Annotated in this window: 20 protein-coding genes; 6 read left to right on the top strand and 14 right to left on the bottom strand. The window is 37.0% G+C overall.

All coding sequences use genetic code 11. The annotated features are described in order from the left end of the window. The first annotated feature begins 158 nt into the window (after positions 1-158). Positions 159-1,280 (top strand): hypothetical protein, encoded by a 1,122-nt coding sequence (locus tag ACE3RB_RS15690; protein WP_374465061.1) that lies wholly within the window; start codon positions 159-161, stop codon positions 1,278-1,280. On the opposite strand, the gene ACE3RB_RS15685 is transcribed toward ACE3RB_RS15690, so the two are convergent. Genes ACE3RB_RS15685 through ACE3RB_RS15670 form a run of 4 tightly spaced genes read right to left on the bottom strand, consistent with a single transcriptional unit; the run spans position 1,270 to position 4,028 of the window. Beyond that, on the bottom strand, positions 1,270-2,193 hold the full coding sequence (locus ACE3RB_RS15685) for a glycosyltransferase family 9 protein (protein WP_374465063.1): 924 nt from the start codon (positions 2,191-2,193) through the stop codon (positions 1,270-1,272). The two genes, ACE3RB_RS15690 and ACE3RB_RS15685, sit on opposite strands and share 11 nt — an antisense overlap. Before the next feature lie 50 nt (positions 2,194-2,243). Further along, entirely contained in the window at positions 2,244-2,663 is a 420-nt protein-coding gene (locus tag ACE3RB_RS15680) for a SufE family protein (RefSeq protein ID WP_002982105.1), read from the bottom strand. A 43-nt stretch (positions 2,664-2,706) separates the two neighbouring features. Continuing rightward, positions 2,707-3,804, bottom strand: a complete 1,098-nt coding sequence (locus tag ACE3RB_RS15675) for a glycosyltransferase (protein WP_374465060.1) — start codon at positions 3,802-3,804, stop codon at positions 2,707-2,709. After that, a complete protein-coding gene (locus tag ACE3RB_RS15670) occupies positions 3,801-4,028 on the bottom strand; it encodes a hypothetical protein (protein ID WP_002982102.1) in 228 nt (75 codons plus the stop codon). Before ACE3RB_RS15670 ends, ACE3RB_RS15675 begins: the two co-directional genes overlap by 4 nt. 151 nt (positions 4,029-4,179) lie before the next feature. Here ACE3RB_RS15670 and ACE3RB_RS15665 point away from each other — a divergent pair, with 151 nt between their 5' ends. Next, positions 4,180-6,720 (top strand): ATP-dependent Clp protease ATP-binding subunit, encoded by a 2,541-nt coding sequence (locus ACE3RB_RS15665; RefSeq protein ID WP_374465059.1) that lies wholly within the window; start codon positions 4,180-4,182, stop codon positions 6,718-6,720. Between the two features lie 142 nt (positions 6,721-6,862). Here the strand turns inward: ACE3RB_RS15665 and ACE3RB_RS15660 are convergent, their stop codons facing one another. Further along, the gene (locus ACE3RB_RS15660) at positions 6,863-7,390 is read right to left on the bottom strand and encodes a hypothetical protein (RefSeq protein ID WP_374465058.1); all 528 of its coding nucleotides are present in this window, start codon (positions 7,388-7,390) and stop codon (positions 6,863-6,865) included. Between the two features lie 191 nt (positions 7,391-7,581). Here ACE3RB_RS15660 and mnmA point away from each other — a divergent pair, with 191 nt between their 5' ends. Both mnmA and ACE3RB_RS15650 read left to right on the top strand, forming a co-directional pair. Continuing rightward, complete coding sequence (mnmA, locus tag ACE3RB_RS15655; RefSeq protein WP_374465057.1) at positions 7,582-8,769, top strand: tRNA 2-thiouridine(34) synthase MnmA; 1,188 nt, start codon at positions 7,582-7,584, stop codon at positions 8,767-8,769. Positions 8,770-8,929: 160 nt separating this feature from the next. Beyond that, the gene (locus ACE3RB_RS15650) at positions 8,930-9,136 is read left to right on the top strand and encodes a hypothetical protein (protein WP_374465056.1); all 207 of its coding nucleotides are present in this window, start codon (positions 8,930-8,932) and stop codon (positions 9,134-9,136) included. A gap of 61 nt (positions 9,137-9,197) precedes the next feature. Here ACE3RB_RS15650 and ACE3RB_RS15645 read toward each other — a convergent pair whose 3' ends face one another. Genes ACE3RB_RS15645 through ACE3RB_RS15635 form a run of 3 tightly spaced genes read right to left on the bottom strand, consistent with a single transcriptional unit; the run spans position 9,198 to position 10,272 of the window. Then, positions 9,198-9,548, bottom strand: coding sequence for a hypothetical protein (locus tag ACE3RB_RS15645; protein WP_374465055.1), 351 nt, complete (start codon positions 9,546-9,548; stop codon positions 9,198-9,200). Positions 9,549-9,559: 11 nt separating this feature from the next. Next, a complete protein-coding gene (locus ACE3RB_RS15640) occupies positions 9,560-9,835 on the bottom strand; it encodes a hypothetical protein (protein ID WP_374465054.1) in 276 nt (91 codons plus the stop codon). Beyond that, positions 9,829-10,272 carry a hypothetical protein gene (locus ACE3RB_RS15635; RefSeq protein ID WP_374465053.1) on the bottom strand — a complete coding sequence of 148 codons (444 nt, stop codon included), beginning with the start codon at positions 10,270-10,272 and terminating at the stop codon, positions 9,829-9,831. Before ACE3RB_RS15635 ends, ACE3RB_RS15640 begins: the two co-directional genes overlap by 7 nt. 112 nt (positions 10,273-10,384) lie before the next feature. Between ACE3RB_RS15635 and ACE3RB_RS15630 the strand changes: the two genes are divergently transcribed. Together ACE3RB_RS15630 and ACE3RB_RS15625 are read left to right on the top strand one after the other, a co-directional pair. Then, positions 10,385-11,281: a hypothetical protein gene (locus ACE3RB_RS15630; RefSeq protein WP_374465052.1), complete on the top strand. Its 897-nt coding sequence runs from the start codon at positions 10,385-10,387 to the stop codon at positions 11,279-11,281. A gap of 164 nt (positions 11,282-11,445) precedes the next feature. Further along, entirely contained in the window at positions 11,446-12,672 is a 1,227-nt protein-coding gene (locus ACE3RB_RS15625) for a DUF6051 family protein (RefSeq protein ID WP_374465051.1), read from the top strand. A gap of 81 nt (positions 12,673-12,753) precedes the next feature. On the opposite strand, the gene ACE3RB_RS15620 is transcribed toward ACE3RB_RS15625, so the two are convergent. The 6 genes from ACE3RB_RS15620 to ACE3RB_RS15595 form a co-directional block, all read right to left on the bottom strand. Further along, positions 12,754-13,497, bottom strand: coding sequence for a LytR/AlgR family response regulator transcription factor (locus tag ACE3RB_RS15620; RefSeq protein WP_374465050.1), 744 nt, complete (start codon positions 13,495-13,497; stop codon positions 12,754-12,756). A gap of 60 nt (positions 13,498-13,557) precedes the next feature. After that, entirely contained in the window at positions 13,558-13,833 is a 276-nt protein-coding gene (locus ACE3RB_RS15615; protein ID WP_374465049.1) for a 2TM domain-containing protein, read from the bottom strand. A 29-nt stretch (positions 13,834-13,862) separates the two neighbouring features. After that, the gene (locus ACE3RB_RS15610; RefSeq protein WP_002982083.1) at positions 13,863-14,159 is read right to left on the bottom strand and encodes a 2TM domain-containing protein; all 297 of its coding nucleotides are present in this window, start codon (positions 14,157-14,159) and stop codon (positions 13,863-13,865) included. Positions 14,160-14,281: 122 nt separating this feature from the next. After that, positions 14,282-14,851 carry an isoprenylcysteine carboxylmethyltransferase family protein gene (locus ACE3RB_RS15605; protein WP_374465048.1) on the bottom strand — a complete coding sequence of 190 codons (570 nt, stop codon included), beginning with the start codon at positions 14,849-14,851 and terminating at the stop codon, positions 14,282-14,284. A gap of 52 nt (positions 14,852-14,903) precedes the next feature. Further along, a complete protein-coding gene (locus tag ACE3RB_RS15600; RefSeq protein WP_374465047.1) occupies positions 14,904-15,209 on the bottom strand; it encodes a 2TM domain-containing protein in 306 nt (101 codons plus the stop codon). After that, on the bottom strand, positions 15,196-16,527 hold the full coding sequence (locus tag ACE3RB_RS15595; RefSeq protein ID WP_374465046.1) for a histidine kinase: 1,332 nt from the start codon (positions 16,525-16,527) through the stop codon (positions 15,196-15,198). Before ACE3RB_RS15595 ends, ACE3RB_RS15600 begins: the two co-directional genes overlap by 14 nt. Positions 16,528-16,606 lie beyond the last annotated feature (79 nt).

Raw genomic sequence — 16,606 nt, 5'->3', positions numbered from 1 at the left:
TTTACACCCAGAGGGTCGGGGGTTCGAATCCCTCAGGACCCACAGAAATCTCTCAAGAAATTGGGAGATTTTTTATTTTATCTCAAAACCATTTAAAAGCTTCTTTTCTACTTTTCCTGATATTTATTTACCTTTGCCTGCATTCGGATTAATTAAACGTGAAGGAACTCCATATTATATCATTCAATTATCCCTACCCTCCTTCTTATGGCGGAATCATTGATGTATATTATAAAATCAAGGCTTTATCTGATCTGGGAATAAAAACCCATCTGCACTGTTTTGCAGACCAGATTCCTTCAACAATTGACAGGGAAATTAAAGAAATTACGGAAAATGTGTTTTTTTACAGGAAGAAAAAGAATCCTTTGCTTTATTTCTCGTCGGTTCCTTTCGCAGCAGCCATAAGAAATTCTGATATCCTTCTTAAAAATTTAGAAAAGTTTAAAGCTCCCATATTATTTGAAGGCCTTCAGACAACCCGCATTATATACTTTTTGAAAGATAACGGTCATAAATTTTATCTCCGTTACCATAATAATGAAACCGAGTATTACAATGGCCTTTCATTATCAGAAAGAAACATCTTTAAAAAGATCATTTATAAAATTGAATCTTTGAAATACACCGGATATCAGAAAAAGCTTTTAAAACAATTTGAAACCGTATTCTGCCTTTCGGAAAAAGAATATCAGGAAGTAAATACCTGTTCGAAGAATGCGCAGCTTGTTCACATTTTTCATGGTAATGCCTCAGTAAAACCATTGGATAAAAAAGGTAATTATTTTCTTTTTCATGGAGATCTTACCACTGCTGATAATAAAAGAGCCCTGAATGAAACTATTGATTTATTTAAAACGCTGCCACAGTACAAGCTGATTGTAGCCTCAGATCGAGCCAATGAAGAGATTAAAAGAAAAATTTCGGCAGTTGAGAATATCAGCCTCACTCCTATCCAAACGACAGAGAACCTCCACCAGCTTCTGGAAAACGCTCATGCCAACATTCTGATTTCTTACCAGAACTCAGGAACCAAAGTAAAGCTCTTCAATACACTTTATAACAGCCGTTTTGTAATTATCAACGGAAATATTACGGATGATCCTTTTTTGATGAATCTGTGCCTGTATGGAACTGACATGAATGAAATCCGCCAACAGATTATCACCTCAGCTGAAAAAGAGTATCATGACACCGAAAAAAGAAAGAAAATTTTAGAAAAAAACCATTCTGATAAGGCTAAAGCCGAAGAAATGGTAAAGCTAATTTTTAAAAATTAACCCTATCCACCACCTTCTGGATATTAAACTCCTCCAGACAGGCCCAATCTCCTCTGTAACACTCCTTATCTCCAAATACAGAACATGGCCTGCAGCTAAGATCTTTCACCTGAACAACATCTTCTTCGCTCTGTCCGAATCCTAAAAATCCTGCATAAGGATGAGTTGCCCCCCAGATAGAAACACATCTCGTTCCTACAAGGCTCGCAAGATGCATATTCGCAGAATCCATGGAAATCATAAGTTCCAGCTGAGAAATCTGATGAAGTTCTTCTGTAAGATTTAATTTTCCGGATAGATTTTTTGTATTCGGGATCTGAGATTCCCATTTTTCAAGGGTTTCTGTTTCTTTTTTACCACCTCCAAAGAAATACACCGTATGTTTCCTGGCGAGAATCCTGACCAGCTCATATGATTTTTCCAGAGGAAGCATTTTCCCTTTATGCTGGGCAAAAGGAGCAAAACCGATCCCTGATTTATTCGTTGAAACAGGTCTGAGCCGATGTGAAAGCTCTACTTTGAATCCCATATCACGGAAAACATCCGCATAGCGTTCCACCGTTTTTTTCAGCTGCACTTTTTCCAGATTCCAGACGTCCGTAAGGAGCTCTTTCTCTTCCTTACCTTTATCAATTTTAAAAACCTTAAATCCTTTTTTTCTGTATATCCTGTCTAAAATCTTAGTCCGGATTACATCATGAAGGTTAGCAATACAGTCCGGATTAAACTCACGGATCAGTTCATTACTGAGTTTTCTCAAGCCAAAAAGTCCTTTGTAATCATCCAGATCAATTCCTTTAAAAGTCACATTAGGAATTCCCGCAAACAAAGCTTCAAAATTTTTCCTGGAAACCATAATAATTTCCACACCGGGATTCTGCTCCAGAAATTCTCTGAAAACAGGTACAGTCATTGCCACATCTCCAAATGCGGAAAAACGATATGCTAAAATTCTAGTCACCGTTATGATTTCAGTTGGTAAGCAACTGCATAAAACTTAATCTGCTTCGTCATTGCCATCAGTCCGTTGGCTCTGGAAGGAGAAAGAAACTCCTGTAGTCCTATTTCTGCAATAAAATCAAAATCAGAATCCAGGATTTCCTGAGTGGAATGCCCACTGTAAATGCTTACTAAAAGCGAAACAATTCCTTTGGGTAAAATACCATCAGAATCTGCATTAAAGAAAAGCTTCCCATCTTTGAATTCGGCATCAATCCAAACTTTGCTCTGACAGCCTTTAATCAGATTTTCTTCCGTTTTTCTGTCTTCCGGTAAGCCTTTCAGTTCTTTTCCAAGATCAATGATGTACTCATATTTTTGCTCCCAGTCTTCAAGAAAAGCGAATTCGTCGATTATTTCCTGCTGTTTTTCTTTAATGGTCATTTTAAATCAATTTCTTGTGCAAAGATAACCAATTTTGTAAAATTTATTGCCGGGCTGCTTTTTCAAAAAGCTGCAGGATTTTTGTCTCTTCATTCTCCCAGCAAAAAACGTCTGCTGCTTTATTCAGTTCATTCTGATAATGCAGTCTTCCTCTCTGAAGAACAAGATTTATCACTTTCTCAATGGTCTCAGGCTGATGATCAGAAACGATTTCCCCTACATCAAACTGATTTTTTATCCTTTGCATCTCCGGGAAATTAATCATCACAAGTGGCACTCTAGACTGAATATAATCACAAACTTTATTGGGAAGTGAATAATAGTAGCTTACCCCGTTATTTTCTTCAAGACTAAACCCTACATCAGCAGTTTTGGTTATCTCCCTGAGATTTTCCGGTTTCAATTTGCCCAGAAAAAAGACTTTATCCTGAAGCTTTTCCTGAATCACAAGCTCTTCATATTCTTTTTTCTTCGGGCCGTCACCCGCAATTTTCAGAACAGCATCTTTAATGTGATGCATCGCCACAATCATTTTTTCTATTCCTCTAGATTGATTAATTGCTCCCTGGTACAAAATAATTTTAGGATGATTTTCAGGAATTTCAGGAGCAGAAAGGATTTTTCTCGGGATATTTCTTACTACTACCGGATTGACATTATATTGTTCATGAAACCATTCGGCATAGCTTTCACTTTCTGTCATCATAAGATTCATGTGAGGAACCAGCTTTCTTTCAAGCACTCTCCAGAATTTCTGCGAAAACCTGTTCTGAACCGATGGCATTTCCGTGAAAATTTCATGACTGTCAAAGACCAAAGGGATGTTCAGTTTTCTGGAAATGAGATAATTTGGCAGAAGTGCATCAATGTCATTGGCATGAAGAATAGTATCTTTGTCCGCTTTTTTCTTCAGTTCTTTATATAATTTCCAGTTGAATTCAAAATAAGCAGTCTTCAGACTTTTAGATTTCAGAGCAATCCTTGAAAAGGGATATGGACGCTCCATTTTTTCATTCCCCTGCCAGTCATTCCCTATCAGATCTATGGAATATCCCTTATCAAAAAGGGTTTTGCACACCTTTTCGATCCTCTGATCAGTATACAGATTACTAAAAGCCGAAGTAATTATTTTTTTCCTCATGAACTCTTCTTACCTAGTATTAAATGATAGATCTGAATAAAGCAGATTAGCCCGTTTGGAATGATAACCGGCCAAAGTGGTCCGCTGAAGAAGCCATAAATGACAAAACAAATGCAGCCAATCATATTGACAATTCTGATTTTTCTTACATCTTTCAGTATGAAACTCAATACAATAAAAAGAGAAGCAGAATAGCCGATGTAAGTGGTAAGTTCAGGATTCATGGGGAAAATTTAAGGATAACAAACTTAATCATTTTCAATAAGATAATAAAATTTTTTCTGCCATAAAGTCATTTATTGAATTTTGGTAAAATATTTGTAATTTAGATAATGAATAAATGGCAATGTTGCTTTTATTCTAATGAGATATATTATGGATTATAAGTTTTCACAAGGTTTGAGCCAGGTGTTCAAACAAAGCAAGAGCGAAGCGAAAAGGCTCAAGAGTGAATTTCTTAATACAGAACATCTACTTTTAGGTATTATAAAAACAGAAAACTCTGCAAAAGAAATCCTTCAAAACCTTAATGCCGATCTTACACAAATCAGAAGAAAAATTGAAACTTTAAATACAGCAAGTCTTAATCCTATTTCTGAAGAGGTTACCAATATTTCTTTCACCAAGATGGCAGATCATGCTATTAAACGTGCAGAGTTAGAATGCCGACAATATAAAAGCAATGAAATTAATACCGTTCACCTGCTTTTAGGTATTCTTTATAAATATGAGGACCCTACTTCAAATATTCTGGGGGCTTATGACATCGACTATGAGGGAGTTTCAAGAGAGTACCAGACTATGCTTAAAAATTCAGGTCAGTCTCCTCAGATGAGTGCTTATGATGATGATGATGATGAGAGAGAAGAATTTGAGCAAATGAGAAAGCCTACAGGAAATCTAGGTTCTGCAAAAAGTAAAACGCCTACATTGGATAACTTTGGTAGAGACCTTACTTCTTTGGCAAGAGACGGAAAGCTGGACCCAGTGATCGGGCGTGAAAAAGAAATTGAGAGAGTTTCTCAGATCTTATCCCGCAGAAAGAAAAACAATCCTCTCCTTATCGGGGAACCGGGAGTTGGTAAATCTGCTATCGCTGAAGGTTTGGCATTAAGAATTCAACAGAAAAAAGTGTCCAGAGTTCTTTACGGAAAACGTGTGATCACTTTGGATCTGGCAAGTTTGGTTGCCGGAACCAAATACCGTGGTCAGTTTGAGGAAAGGATGAAGGCTATTATGACGGAACTGGAGAAAAACAGAGATGTCATCTTATTTATTGATGAGCTTCACACCATCGTAGGAGCTGGAAGTTCTACCGGAAGTTTAGATGCTTCCAATATGTTCAAGCCGGCTTTGGCAAGAGGTGAAATTCAATGCATCGGGGCAACCACTCTGGATGAATACCGTCAGTATATTGAAAAAGACGGAGCTCTGGAAAGAAGATTCCAGAAAGTAATGGTTGAACCTACTTCCATTGATGAAACCATTCAGATTCTGAACCAGATCAAAGATAAGTATGAAGAGCATCATAATGTAATTTATACTCCGGAAGCCATTGCTGCGTGTGTCAATCTGACATCGAGATATATTACGGATCGTTTCTTACCGGATAAAGCGATTGATGCGATGGACGAAGCAGGATCCCGTGTTTATATCAAAAACATGAAAGTTCCTACTGAAATCATTGATTTTGAAAAGAAAATCGAAGAGATCAAAGAACTGAAGCAGAAAGCGGTAAAAGCTCAGGATTACCTTGAAGCAAGAAAGCTGAAAGATGAAGAAGAACGTCTTCAGATGGAACTCAATTTTGCTCAGGAAAAATGGGACAAAGATGTAAAAGAGAAAAAAGAAACCGTAACAGAAGAAAATGTAGCAGAAGTGGTTTCTATGATGAGTGGAGTTCCTGTAACAAAAGTTGGTAAGAACGAACTTGACAAATTAGCACAGATGGATGATAAACTGAACGGTAAAGTAATCGGGCAGGAAGACGCTGTGAAAAAGGTTGTAAAAGCAATCCAGAGAAACAGAGCCGGGCTTAAAGATCCGAACCGTCCTATCGGTACCTTTATTTTCCTTGGTACAACCGGGGTTGGTAAGACCGAACTGGCTAAAGTAATGGCAAGAGAATTATTTGATTCTGATGAAGCCTTGATCAGAATTGACATGAGTGAATACATGGAAAAATTTGCGGTGTCAAGACTGGTAGGTGCGCCTCCGGGATATGTAGGATACGAAGAAGGCGGCCAGTTAACCGAGGCTGTCAGAAGAAAACCTTATGCTGTAGTTCTTTTGGATGAGATTGAAAAAGCCCATCCGGATGTATTCAATATCCTGTTACAGATCCTTGATGAAGGTCACGTTACAGATAGTTTAGGAAGAAAAATCGATTTCAGAAATACGATTATCATCCTTACATCCAATATCGGAACCAGAGATCTTAAAGATTTCGGAGATGGTGTAGGATTCGGAACATCTGCTAAAAAGTCAACTTCAGATACAAGAGCAAGAAGCACCATTGAAAATGCCCTTAAAAAGGCGTTTGCTCCTGAGTTCTTAAACAGAATTGATGATATCATTATCTTCAACTCTCTTGTACAGGATGACATCAAGAAAATCATTGATATTGAACTGAACAAATTGTACGGCAGACTTGAAAAATTAGGATATAAAGTAGAGCTTACAGATGAAGCGAAAGACTTTATTTCTGAAAAAGGATGGGATAAAGATTTCGGTGCAAGACCATTGAAACGTGCTATCCAGAAATATATTGAAGACTTATTGGCAGAAATGCTGGTAAACAAGCAATTATCTGAAGGAGAAACCGTAGTTCTTGACCTGAATGAGGCTAAAGACGGACTGATTGGAAAGACGCAGAAAGCAAAGAAATCAGCCGCTGAGAAATCTTCTCAGTCTTAATGAAAAATAAATAATTTAATTCAATAGAAAAGCATCGGGAATATTTTCCGATGCTTTTTGTTTTTATCAGTTTTGGCTAAAACCAATGGTATTTTGAATATTGTGTTGCTGGCTGAAGCCGTTTCAATTGATGCATCAGGCTTTAAAGCCCCACCACAAAACCGATAGTCGGAACCAGGCCACTTGAAAATACACTGGAATTTTGCTTCCAAAGAACATTATACATTAATCCTAGCTGCATAAAAGAATTATTTCCAATCCGCTGCATATATCCTCCACCAAGATATAATGCATTTTCTTCCGTATTATATTTGTAATCGTAGTATTTATCCTTATAATCAATAAAATAATGTTGGTAGTTGGCTCCTAAATAAAACGTTCTGGCAAAATAATAATTGACAAAAGGACCTACCCCGAACATTGTTGATTTATAATAGTCCGAAGTCTGCCAGGAAACGGTTCCCACTACTCCTCCTTCAAGATCATCAGTTAGCCTGTAGCCCACTCTGGGTGAAGCAGACAGGTTAAAAGCACTGTTGCTTCCAAATCCTACCCCGATACCTCCTCCGAAGGTCCATTTGCTGTTTTCCTGTACCGGTGTGCCTACAGAAATCTGGGAAAATACTGATCCTGAGCCTATCAGCATCACAGAAATAATAAACTTTTTCATATTTAGATATATATTTTGTTTGATGATATTTTATTCATCCGGCATACGTTATAAGCCGGTTAGATAATAATCCCGATTACTATCGTTTTTATCAATGTTTAAAATTATGGTTTTTTTACGACTTTATTAGTTGTATTTTTGCCGCATCAAACTAAGAACTCCCGTTAAGAGTTTCGTAAAATTGAAATACAATGAAAATAGTAGTAGGCCTCTCCGGAGGTGTAGATTCTAGTGTTACAGCTTATTTGCTGCAGCAGCAGGGCCATGAAGTAGTGGCTTTATTCATGAGAAACTGGAACGATGCTTCCGTAACATTAGAAGATGAATGTCCCTGGATTGAGGACAGTAATGATGCTCTTATGGTGGCACAAAAGCTTGGAATTCCTTTCCAGGTGATAGACATGAGTGAACTGTACAAAGAACGTATCGTTGATTATATGTTTGCCGAATACGAAAAAGGCAGAACTCCCAACCCTGATGTATTGTGTAACAGAGAAGTAAAATTCGATGTTTTTATGAAGACAGCAATGTCTTTGGGTGCCGATAAGGTAGCAACAGGACATTATGCAAGGGTAACTTCCACTTTTGATGAAAACGGTAAAGAAATTTTCCATCTTCTGGCAGGGAAAGACAATAATAAAGATCAGTCCTATTTCCTTTGCCAGCTGAGCCAGGATCAGCTTTCAAAAGCGCTATTCCCTATCGGCGAACTTACAAAGCCACAGGTAAGAGAAATTGCGAAAGAAATCGAGCTGGTAACGGCAGATAAAAAAGATTCACAGGGGTTGTGCTTTATCGGAAAAGTAAGCCTTCCACAGTTTTTACAGCAGCAATTGAAACCTAATGAAGGCGAAATCGTAGAAATTTTCAAAGATTCTCCTCTTTTTTCAGAAGAAAAACCTGAATTTTCATCTAAAGAAGAAGAGCTGGAGTATTTATCCAGAAAAATCAATTATAAAAAATCTGACGGAAAAGTTATCGGGAAGCATCAGGGAGCCCAGTTTTTCACGATCGGACAAAGCAAGGGACTTGGAATAGGCGGACATAAAGAAAGCTGTTTTATCATCTCCAGAGATATGGAAAACAACATCCTTTTCGTAGGAGAAGGCAGTCATTTCCCGGGATTACACAAAAAAGCGCTGAAAATTGATAATTCAGAACTGCACTGGGTACGTGAAGACATGCGACTTCAGAACGGTGAATCTATGGAAGTAATGGCAAGATTCAGATACAGACAGCCTTTGCAGAAAGCAACCCTGTACCAGTTTGAAAATGCATTTTATATTGAATTTGATGAGCTCCAGTCTGCTATTGCTGAAGGTCAGTTTGCTTCATGGTATATCGATGAGGAATTGATCGGCAGCGGGGTGATTTCGTAAGAGTTTTCGGGATTCGGGATTTAATGGTGCGAGTTCCTGAATGAAGAGCTTCTAAGTATACCGGGATTGTTTTTTTAAGGAGAATATTTTTTTGAAATTTTACTGTAACGTTTTTTAAGTTATCGTACTTACTCAGTAAATAACAATAAAAAATATTACTATGAAAACATCTTCAAAAAACCAGTATGCTTATGCAAACAATATCCTGATTACTCTTGTATCTGCAGTTTTTGGGTATAATCTTTATCAGGCTATTGTACATCCGGAAAAATCCAACATTGCGCTGGCCTTAATGCTGGTAATTCTGACTTTCGTTATGGTCCGGAAATATGGTCACAAACCGGCCAGTGAAAAGAAAGATATTTAATATCAACCCTACATAATAAAGCCCGGAACATTAGTTTCGGGTTCGTTTTTTATAAAAATATCTATTTAATCTTTTTATTAAAATAACCTGACATAAAAATCACTGTAACAATACATTCAGCTATTAAAATCATAACCAGAAATCCAACAGGTTTTTCCAATACAATTCCTCTGATCAGCTTTATGATTCCCAATAGAAAAATAAAACCGGTAAAATAAAGTGTCACTTCTGAAATCTTTTCTTTAAAGGAATTGAGCATAAAGACCGAAGCGTAGAAACCAAGAATCAGTAAAATGTAGAACTTCAGGAAATCGGGTCCTTTAAGCACGACAGGATTAAATGTCTGACATGTTGTCCAAAGCCACATAAGACTGCTCACAACAGGAACTGAGTGTATGATGATTTTTTTCATAATCATTAGTTTTATCCGCCACAACCGCCGCAGCCTCCTCCACAACCGCCGCCGCAGCTTGATCCGCCACAGCTTCCTCCATCACTATCTGCTTTCTTTTTTCCTTTGGGATCTGATGCTTCATAATCTCCGATGGCAGATACAACCACTCCCAGGATGAAAATAACTGCAAATACAACTCCTGTTACGAGTAAGCCTGTAAATCCATTCCCTTCAGTGCATGAGAACAGCATCAGTAAAATAAAAGCCGGGATAAAGGAAGCGATCTTCTTTATCCAGGTCAGCACTTTAGATTTCTTCCCCGGCGCTTTCCAGATTTCTTCCGGGGCTTCCTGCTGAATACTTTCCGGTAGGCTGCCAGGGTATCTTCAAACCAGTTCTGATGTTTCTCTTTTTCTGCTATTCCTCCATTGGATGGATGATGATGAAGATTTTTTTTCAGAATATCCGGGCAAAATTCCTCCCAATAGTTCCGGGTATAGATCAGGTGCATGTGCCATACCTTATCTACAACTTTGCTGGGAGAAGCACCGTTGGGAAGAATACAGCAGAGGTAAACAAACTTTTTATATTCTTCTATCGCCTTTCTTGCAAAATCAAGGCTCCAGCTTTCCTCTTTTGCCAGCTTTTTTGAGAAAGGAAAATTAACGCCGGGAGCATCCAGAGAAAACTCCTGTATCCGTTTCCAAAGGGATTCGTCTTTTAATATCATTTTTGTTTCCATTGTTTTGCTATTTGTTTTCTATTCAAATATCAATGGATTATACAATATAAAAGTCTTTCAAAAATCTTTTTGGTTTCATAAAAATCTTAAATTAGTCTTATAAAATTAACCGATGAAAAAGGAAGATATTCTGCATCTTGAAAAGCTTATGAATTTCTTAAGCCGGCAGTTTTTAAAGAAAAACCATTGGGGAGACGTTACCAAAACCGAATGGTCTTATATAAGTGCTGAACTGAACGATCTGATTGTCAGTGATCATTCCGAAAAGGAAATAAAAAAAGAGCCTGATCTTCTGGGAACAAATTATCTGTATGAGCATCTGATTATCAATAAGCTGAAAAAATTCAAACAGAATGAAAATGCTGTCCTGAGCAGACCAAATCTTGCCAAACTTAGCCTTATTGTCAAAGTTCTGGGCTATTCGAATTATATAGATTTTATTAATTCCAATACGGAATCCTTCAATTTTAATGACCTGAGAATTGAAATGAACAATGTTAATCTGAATACAGCACTTTTAGACCGTTTGGTAGGCTGCTGGTACTCATATAACCGAAATCTGCCTGATAATCCTTTGATGGCAGAAGAAGACCGTATATGGCGCTCTGCGATGGAAATTTATAAGTCGGAAACTACCGGAGAATATTTTATTGAGAGAAGCGGTGGTGATCACCATAAATATTTTGGAAAAGTAACCGCCTATTCAGATTATGTTTTCATCATCATGAACAGCAATACTTTTATCCGCCAGAGGCATTTTATTTCAAGGATAAAAGATAGTAAAGAGAAACTTAAAAACCTGGACTATAAACTCCACGAAATCCACTTTATAAGCACTTGTATAAGCTTCAATCAGGAGCCGATTGCATTGTTTGAAATCTTCAGAAAAGCAGACAGGAAAAACTTTATTTCCGATTCCATCAGTTTTCCGATTGACAGTGATGAGATTCCGGAATCTATTGTAAAACAGCTTGAAAATACAGAATCCAACAGGATTGATTACAGATAGTTAAGACATTCAGATCTTATTAAATTTACCAAATGATTCTTTATGCTGGCTTAAATTATATTTCTCTTATGCCTGGAATACATTTAATCCTTCAAAACCAATAGATTACTGCAATAATTCTTTAACTTGATAGTTCTAATTATGAACCCCTCAATGCCACCGTTATGGAATATTGTGAATTGTATGAAGTATTGAAGAGTCATTTTGATTCAGGAAAAAGCACGATTGAAATAAAGGAGCTGAATGCAATCATTGAGTCAGTTCCTTTTGAATCTAAAGTTTCTGACCTGCTCTATGGTTCAGAGCACCAACATTGCAGTAAACATCAGCAAACTCTGGAAATCAACGAAAAAGGATATCTTCTTTATCATCATCCTACGGTAGACATCAAAGATTTTGAGATTGAATGCAACAAAAAGTTTGAATATTACATTCTGAAGAGCTCAGATATTGAAAAAACTGACGGTTGCATTTTTTTCTTTCATGGCCTGAATGAAAAGAAATGGGACAAATATCTCCCGTGGGCTTATGAACTGGCTCAAAGGACGAAAAAAGCCATTATACTTTTCCCTATCGCTTTTCATATGAACCGTGCAGAACCTATCTGGAGTGACCGCCACCACATGATGGAAGTAGTACGTTTCAGGAAGAAAAAGTATCCGGAAAATATGAATTATTCTTATGTAAATGCTGCCATAAGTTCCCGGCTGGAAGCTCATCCTCAAAGGATGTTCTGGTCTGGTCTCCAGACCTATTCTGATATTACCGAAGTGGTAAAAGATATCAAAAACGGGCACTTAAAAAGTATTTCCCGGGATGCAAAATTAGATTTATTCGGGTATTCCATAGGATCTTTCCTTTCCATGATCATCAAAATGGCTGATCCGGATCATTACTTTTCCGAATCGAAGGTTTTCTGCTTTTGCGGTGGAATGAAGATCGACCGGATGTTTCCGATATCCAAATACATTATGGATACCCAGGCAACCGTCAAAATGCAGTCGGTTTTTACGGAGCTCCTGAGTTCGGATTTTAAATCAGACTCCCGCCTGAAGCATTATCAGACCGAAGCATTACATCCACAGGAAAGCTGGTTTAAAAAGATGCTCCGCTATAATTATTTTCAAAAAGAGAGAGAAGAAAGGATTCAGGAAATCCAGACCCAGATCAAAGCTTATGTGCTGGAGAAAGATAGTGTTGCTCCTCCAATCGAAGCTTTAAATACGCTGCAGAGAGGTTACAGGAATATCAACGTTGATATTGAAATCAAAGACTTTCCGTATGAATATTCCCATATGGTTCCTTTTCCTCTTGCCCATAAGCACAAGAAAGAAGTTACGGAAGCCTTTCATCATTTTATAACAGCTGCCTCTGATTTTTATAAAAGCTGATTTCAAGGATAAAAGAGAGAAAGGAAAAGTTTAAAAAACAATAATATAAGATCCATGGTGTTTGTTTTTAACGGTTGTTGATCAACTGACTAACCAGTCTTTGAAGTCTTTCACACGGTCTCTGCTTACCGTAATCTCATCATCAGGCTGAAATACCAGCTCTACTTTGTAGTAAGGCGAAGTATGGATATTTTTGATATAATCTGAGCTTATAATAAACTGCCTGTTGACACGGAAAAACTTTTTTTCATCCAGGACATCTTCCAGTTCGTCAAGCGTAAAATCTGATGGATAAGTACGGTCTTCCGTCTGAAGGTAAACGATTTTGTTCTCACTGAAAAAACAGCTTATTTCGTGAGTCTGTATGATTTTAAGATTATATCCTATTTTAACCAGAACTCTGGAAAGTGTTGATTTTTCTTTTCTGATCAGCTGTTTGATATCCTGAGAAGCATTGGTATCATTGGCAGGAATGAATGATTTGAACTTCTCAACAGCACCTTCAAGATCTTCATCAAGGATGGGCTTTAAAAGATAATCGATGCTGTTCAGTTTAAATGCTTTCAGCGTGTACTGGTCAAAAGCTGTCGTATAAATGATGAACCCTTTGGTAGGCACCTTCTCAAAGATATCGAAAGAAAGACCGTCACCTAAAACAATATCGGAGAAAATCAGCTGGGGATGTTCATTTTCAGAAAACCAGGATATTCCTTCTTCTACTGATTCTATTTTAGCAACTATTTCAATTTCAGGGAAATTACCCAGCATTCTTTCCAATTTCCTTGAAGCCGGTTTTTCGTCTTCTATAATAACAGTTTTGATCATTGAGCTTTACTTTTGGTTTTCAGATTTCAGGAAATAAAGGTAGATAAAAGCGCAGAGATTTTAATAGTCTATCGGCTTTTTCTCTTTTCTGAGTTCTTTTTCAATCATATCTCTTTCCCATTCGGAATCAAAAATAAACAGCTTTATCGCTTTTACAAGAAGGATAAGCCCCCATATTCCAAGTATGGCATATCTGTCGAATAATTGGATTCTGATCACTTTTTCATCAAAAATATCATCAGGAGCAATAAGCACAGCAACGACTGCAAATATGAAAATGCTTCTGTAGAATTTTTTGATGTTTTGGGTTCTTGTGCAGGCAGTTTGGTAATCCATGATTGTATAATTTTTTTAGTTATTATGGGTTAAAATGTTTTTATTTTTGGTTTTTCTTCTTTATCCATCAGTTCTTTTATTTTTCTTTCCTCCCATTCTTTACCGATTCCATATACATTTACGGCATGAAATGCAAGTCCGATCCCCCAACCCAGTGCAGGCCATAAAAACCATAAATATCCGGGAGCAGTAAGAATATTTAGTACAGCTAAAAAGGGAATTACAAGACAGTAAGAAGTAAGATTTCCATAAAATTCTTTCAGTTCTTTTACTCTTCTTGTTGCTTTTCTGTAAGCAATTGTTTCTTTATCAGGTAAAATTTCCATAATGTTTTGTTTTAAAGGTTAATTTGTTTTCCTTGAGTCAAAGGTAGTTAAGAAAGAAGCCTCCAATCAATTTTATATTACCGAACGGTAGAAAATGGTACCTGAATGGTAAGAACCTCTACTTAATAGATAAAAGGGATCAGCTTTTTTGTACTTTTTCTGTAGGCGATATATTCTTCTCCGAACTGCTCTACCAAAGCCTGTTCTTCAATTTTAATCCTATAGGCGAAAGCTAAAAAAGGAGGCACAAAAGCAAAGAGTAATGAAAGCCAGTTATTGAGATACAAGCCAAGTCCAAGTGATGTTAACAGGGAAAAAGCATAGGAAGGATGCCTCAGGTATTTATAAAAACCTTCTTTTTTGATTTTATGATCCTGTCTGATGGTAACATCCACCGTAAAATATTTTCCCAGGGACCTGATAATAATGTATCTGAAAATAATCCCGGTCAGAATGAAAAACTCTCCAAGGTAAAGAATCCAGTTAGCCTTAATTATCGGCAAGCGGGTATTATAGGATATCATCACTGAGCTCATAATAGAAAAAGGAATGGCCAGCCATAAGATATTCAGGGTAGATCTGTCCTTATCTTTTTTGTCTTCTTTTCCGGATTTAAGCCTGTTTTTATACAATATCTCCGTAAGAAACCAGGCAGCCATTGAAATATAAAATAAGATGGATAAAGTATTCATTTCCGTAAGTTTTTAAGGTTAATTTTAAAATGAATCACTAAAACATGTTTTTTTAATGATCTTTTTTCTTATCAAGTATTTCACGGATCTTATCTTCCTCCCACTTTTTTACGGCTCCGATTTTTGGTAAAAAAACGGAAAGCGCATGAGCCAGAAGTCCGATTCCCCAGAAGATGGCAGTGAAGAAGTTTTTAAACTGAAAATAGCTTTCTCCCGGTTCCAGATGTGAAATATTATAAAAGACAATGATGATGTTTACTGCCACATAAACAAATAAATGTCCATAGAACCCAGTCAGTTGTTCCACCTGCTTTTTTGCCTGCTGATATTGAATATCATCTTCATCAAATTTTTCCATTGCTTCTGTTTTTTTGTTGATTCATAATTTCTCTGATCTTCTTTTCCTGCCAGGACTCCCCGATCCCGAAAATCTTGAAAGCCCTGAATGCCAAAACCATTCCCCAGGCTAATGCCGGATACCAAAACCAATACTCTCCCTTACTTGTTAAAAGATTGACAAAGAATAAGAAAGGGATAATAATACAGTATGTAATCAGGCTGGAATAAAACTTTTTCATTTCCCTAACCCTCTTTTGGGCCCTTTTATAAGCAGCAGCTTCCTCTTCAGGTTCTTCACTGGAAATTTGAGGTTTAGCTAAAAGCATCGGAAGCTTTACTTTAAAATGATCTTCTGATTTTTCTATAAAAACATTCCGTTCTGTAAGCAGAGAATAACGCTGTACAATATTGGCAAGACCAATCCCGGAGCTTTCTTTGATCTGTTCCCGTACCTGCAGATTGTTTTCAATGCAGAGGGTATTCCCGTCTGAAAAAATTCTGATAGTAAGCGGTTTTGATGATGTAGCAAAATTATGTTTGATACAGTTTTCAAGCAGCAGCTGCAGGGAAAGCGGGACTACATACTTCTGATAATCTTCACCAGGAACATCAAAACTAAAATCTACACTGTCTTCAAACCTGGTTTTTAAAAGTTCACAATAGGTTTTTGCAAATTCTATTTCATCTTCCACTGTCACCAGTTCTTTATCTTTCTGTTCTAGTACATAGCGGTAAATCTTTGACATTGAAGCGGTAAACTTCTGTGCCTGCCGTGGATTTTCATCAATCAGGGAGCTTAAAACATTCAACGAATTAAAAAGGAAATGAGGATCCAGCTGATTTTTTAAACTTTCAAACTGTGCATTCGCAGATTTGGCAATAAGCTTCTGCTCCACCACTTCTTTTCTGGAAGTTTTCTTCAGCTCCTCCATAAAACTTTTCGCATGTAGAAAAGCAGAGATCAGCAGAGCAATATTGATCATAAACCAATTGGTAACTCCATATTTTGATGAGAAAAACTCTTCTGCAGTGGCTGTTTTCTGAATGACAACATAGTTCATATAATTACAGAAATAGACCAGAATAAAGTTTCCGATGATAATGGAGACAATACTTAAGACAGCCCTTGTACGGGTAGCTTCTGACCAGGGAAATTTTTTATTGAGGAATTCATTGATAAATCCGTTTCCAAACCCCAGAACAAAAGAATACATCGTCGAAAGGAGCAAAGTGATCAAAAAGGTGTGCATTGTCTTTTCATCATTAAAAAACAAGAAGAAAAACAATGTGGTTCCTAACGAAGTCCAAAGTAATGTGGTAAGGTATTTACGCTTCATGACCTGTTTTCTTGACTCAAAATTAGTTTTTATTAAAGGTATCAAAAATTAATTCTTACCGAAGGGCTGATTTTCTTTT

The organism is Chryseobacterium sp., assembly GCF_041914225.1.
Taxonomy (GTDB): Bacteria; Bacteroidota; Bacteroidia; order Flavobacteriales; family Weeksellaceae; genus Chryseobacterium.
This window is presented reverse-complemented; position numbering and strand designations above follow the sequence as displayed.

Excerpts from the sequence above, each read along its gene's own strand:
- ACE3RB_RS15635 (WP_374465053.1), bottom strand. The coding sequence starts at position 10,272 with ATGGAAACAAAAATGATATTAAAAGACGAATCCCTTTGGAAACGGATA.
- mnmA (WP_374465057.1), top strand. The coding sequence starts at position 7,582 with ATGAAAATAGTAGTAGGCCTCTCCGGAGGTGTAGATTCTAGTGTTACA.
- ACE3RB_RS15595 (WP_374465046.1), bottom strand. The coding sequence starts at position 16,527 with ATGAAGCGTAAATACCTTACCACATTACTTTGGACTTCGTTAGGAACC.
- ACE3RB_RS15680 (WP_002982105.1), bottom strand. The coding sequence starts at position 2,663 with ATGACCATTAAAGAAAAACAGCAGGAAATAATCGACGAATTCGCTTTT.
- ACE3RB_RS15675 (WP_374465060.1), bottom strand. The coding sequence starts at position 3,804 with ATGAGGAAAAAAATAATTACTTCGGCTTTTAGTAATCTGTATACTGAT.
- ACE3RB_RS15605 (WP_374465048.1), bottom strand. The coding sequence starts at position 14,851 with ATGAATACTTTATCCATCTTATTTTATATTTCAATGGCTGCCTGGTTT.
- ACE3RB_RS15625 (WP_374465051.1), top strand. The coding sequence starts at position 11,446 with ATGGAATATTGTGAATTGTATGAAGTATTGAAGAGTCATTTTGATTCA.
- ACE3RB_RS15660 (WP_374465058.1), bottom strand. The coding sequence starts at position 7,390 with ATGAAAAAGTTTATTATTTCTGTGATGCTGATAGGCTCAGGATCAGTA.
- ACE3RB_RS15610 (WP_002982083.1), bottom strand. The coding sequence starts at position 14,159 with ATGGAAATTTTACCTGATAAAGAAACAATTGCTTACAGAAAAGCAACA.
- ACE3RB_RS15650 (WP_374465056.1), top strand. The coding sequence starts at position 8,930 with ATGAAAACATCTTCAAAAAACCAGTATGCTTATGCAAACAATATCCTG.
- ACE3RB_RS15685 (WP_374465063.1), bottom strand. The coding sequence starts at position 2,193 with ATGACTGTACCTGTTTTCAGAGAATTTCTGGAGCAGAATCCCGGTGTG.
- ACE3RB_RS15670 (WP_002982102.1), bottom strand. The coding sequence starts at position 4,028 with ATGAATCCTGAACTTACCACTTACATCGGCTATTCTGCTTCTCTTTTT.
- ACE3RB_RS15630 (WP_374465052.1), top strand. The coding sequence starts at position 10,385 with ATGAAAAAGGAAGATATTCTGCATCTTGAAAAGCTTATGAATTTCTTA.
- ACE3RB_RS15620 (WP_374465050.1), bottom strand. The coding sequence starts at position 13,497 with ATGATCAAAACTGTTATTATAGAAGACGAAAAACCGGCTTCAAGGAAA.
- ACE3RB_RS15665 (WP_374465059.1), top strand. The coding sequence starts at position 4,180 with ATGGATTATAAGTTTTCACAAGGTTTGAGCCAGGTGTTCAAACAAAGC.
- ACE3RB_RS15600 (WP_374465047.1), bottom strand. The coding sequence starts at position 15,209 with ATGGAAAAATTTGATGAAGATGATATTCAATATCAGCAGGCAAAAAAG.
- ACE3RB_RS15615 (WP_374465049.1), bottom strand. The coding sequence starts at position 13,833 with ATGGATTACCAAACTGCCTGCACAAGAACCCAAAACATCAAAAAATTC.
- ACE3RB_RS15645 (WP_374465055.1), bottom strand. The coding sequence starts at position 9,548 with ATGAAAAAAATCATCATACACTCAGTTCCTGTTGTGAGCAGTCTTATG.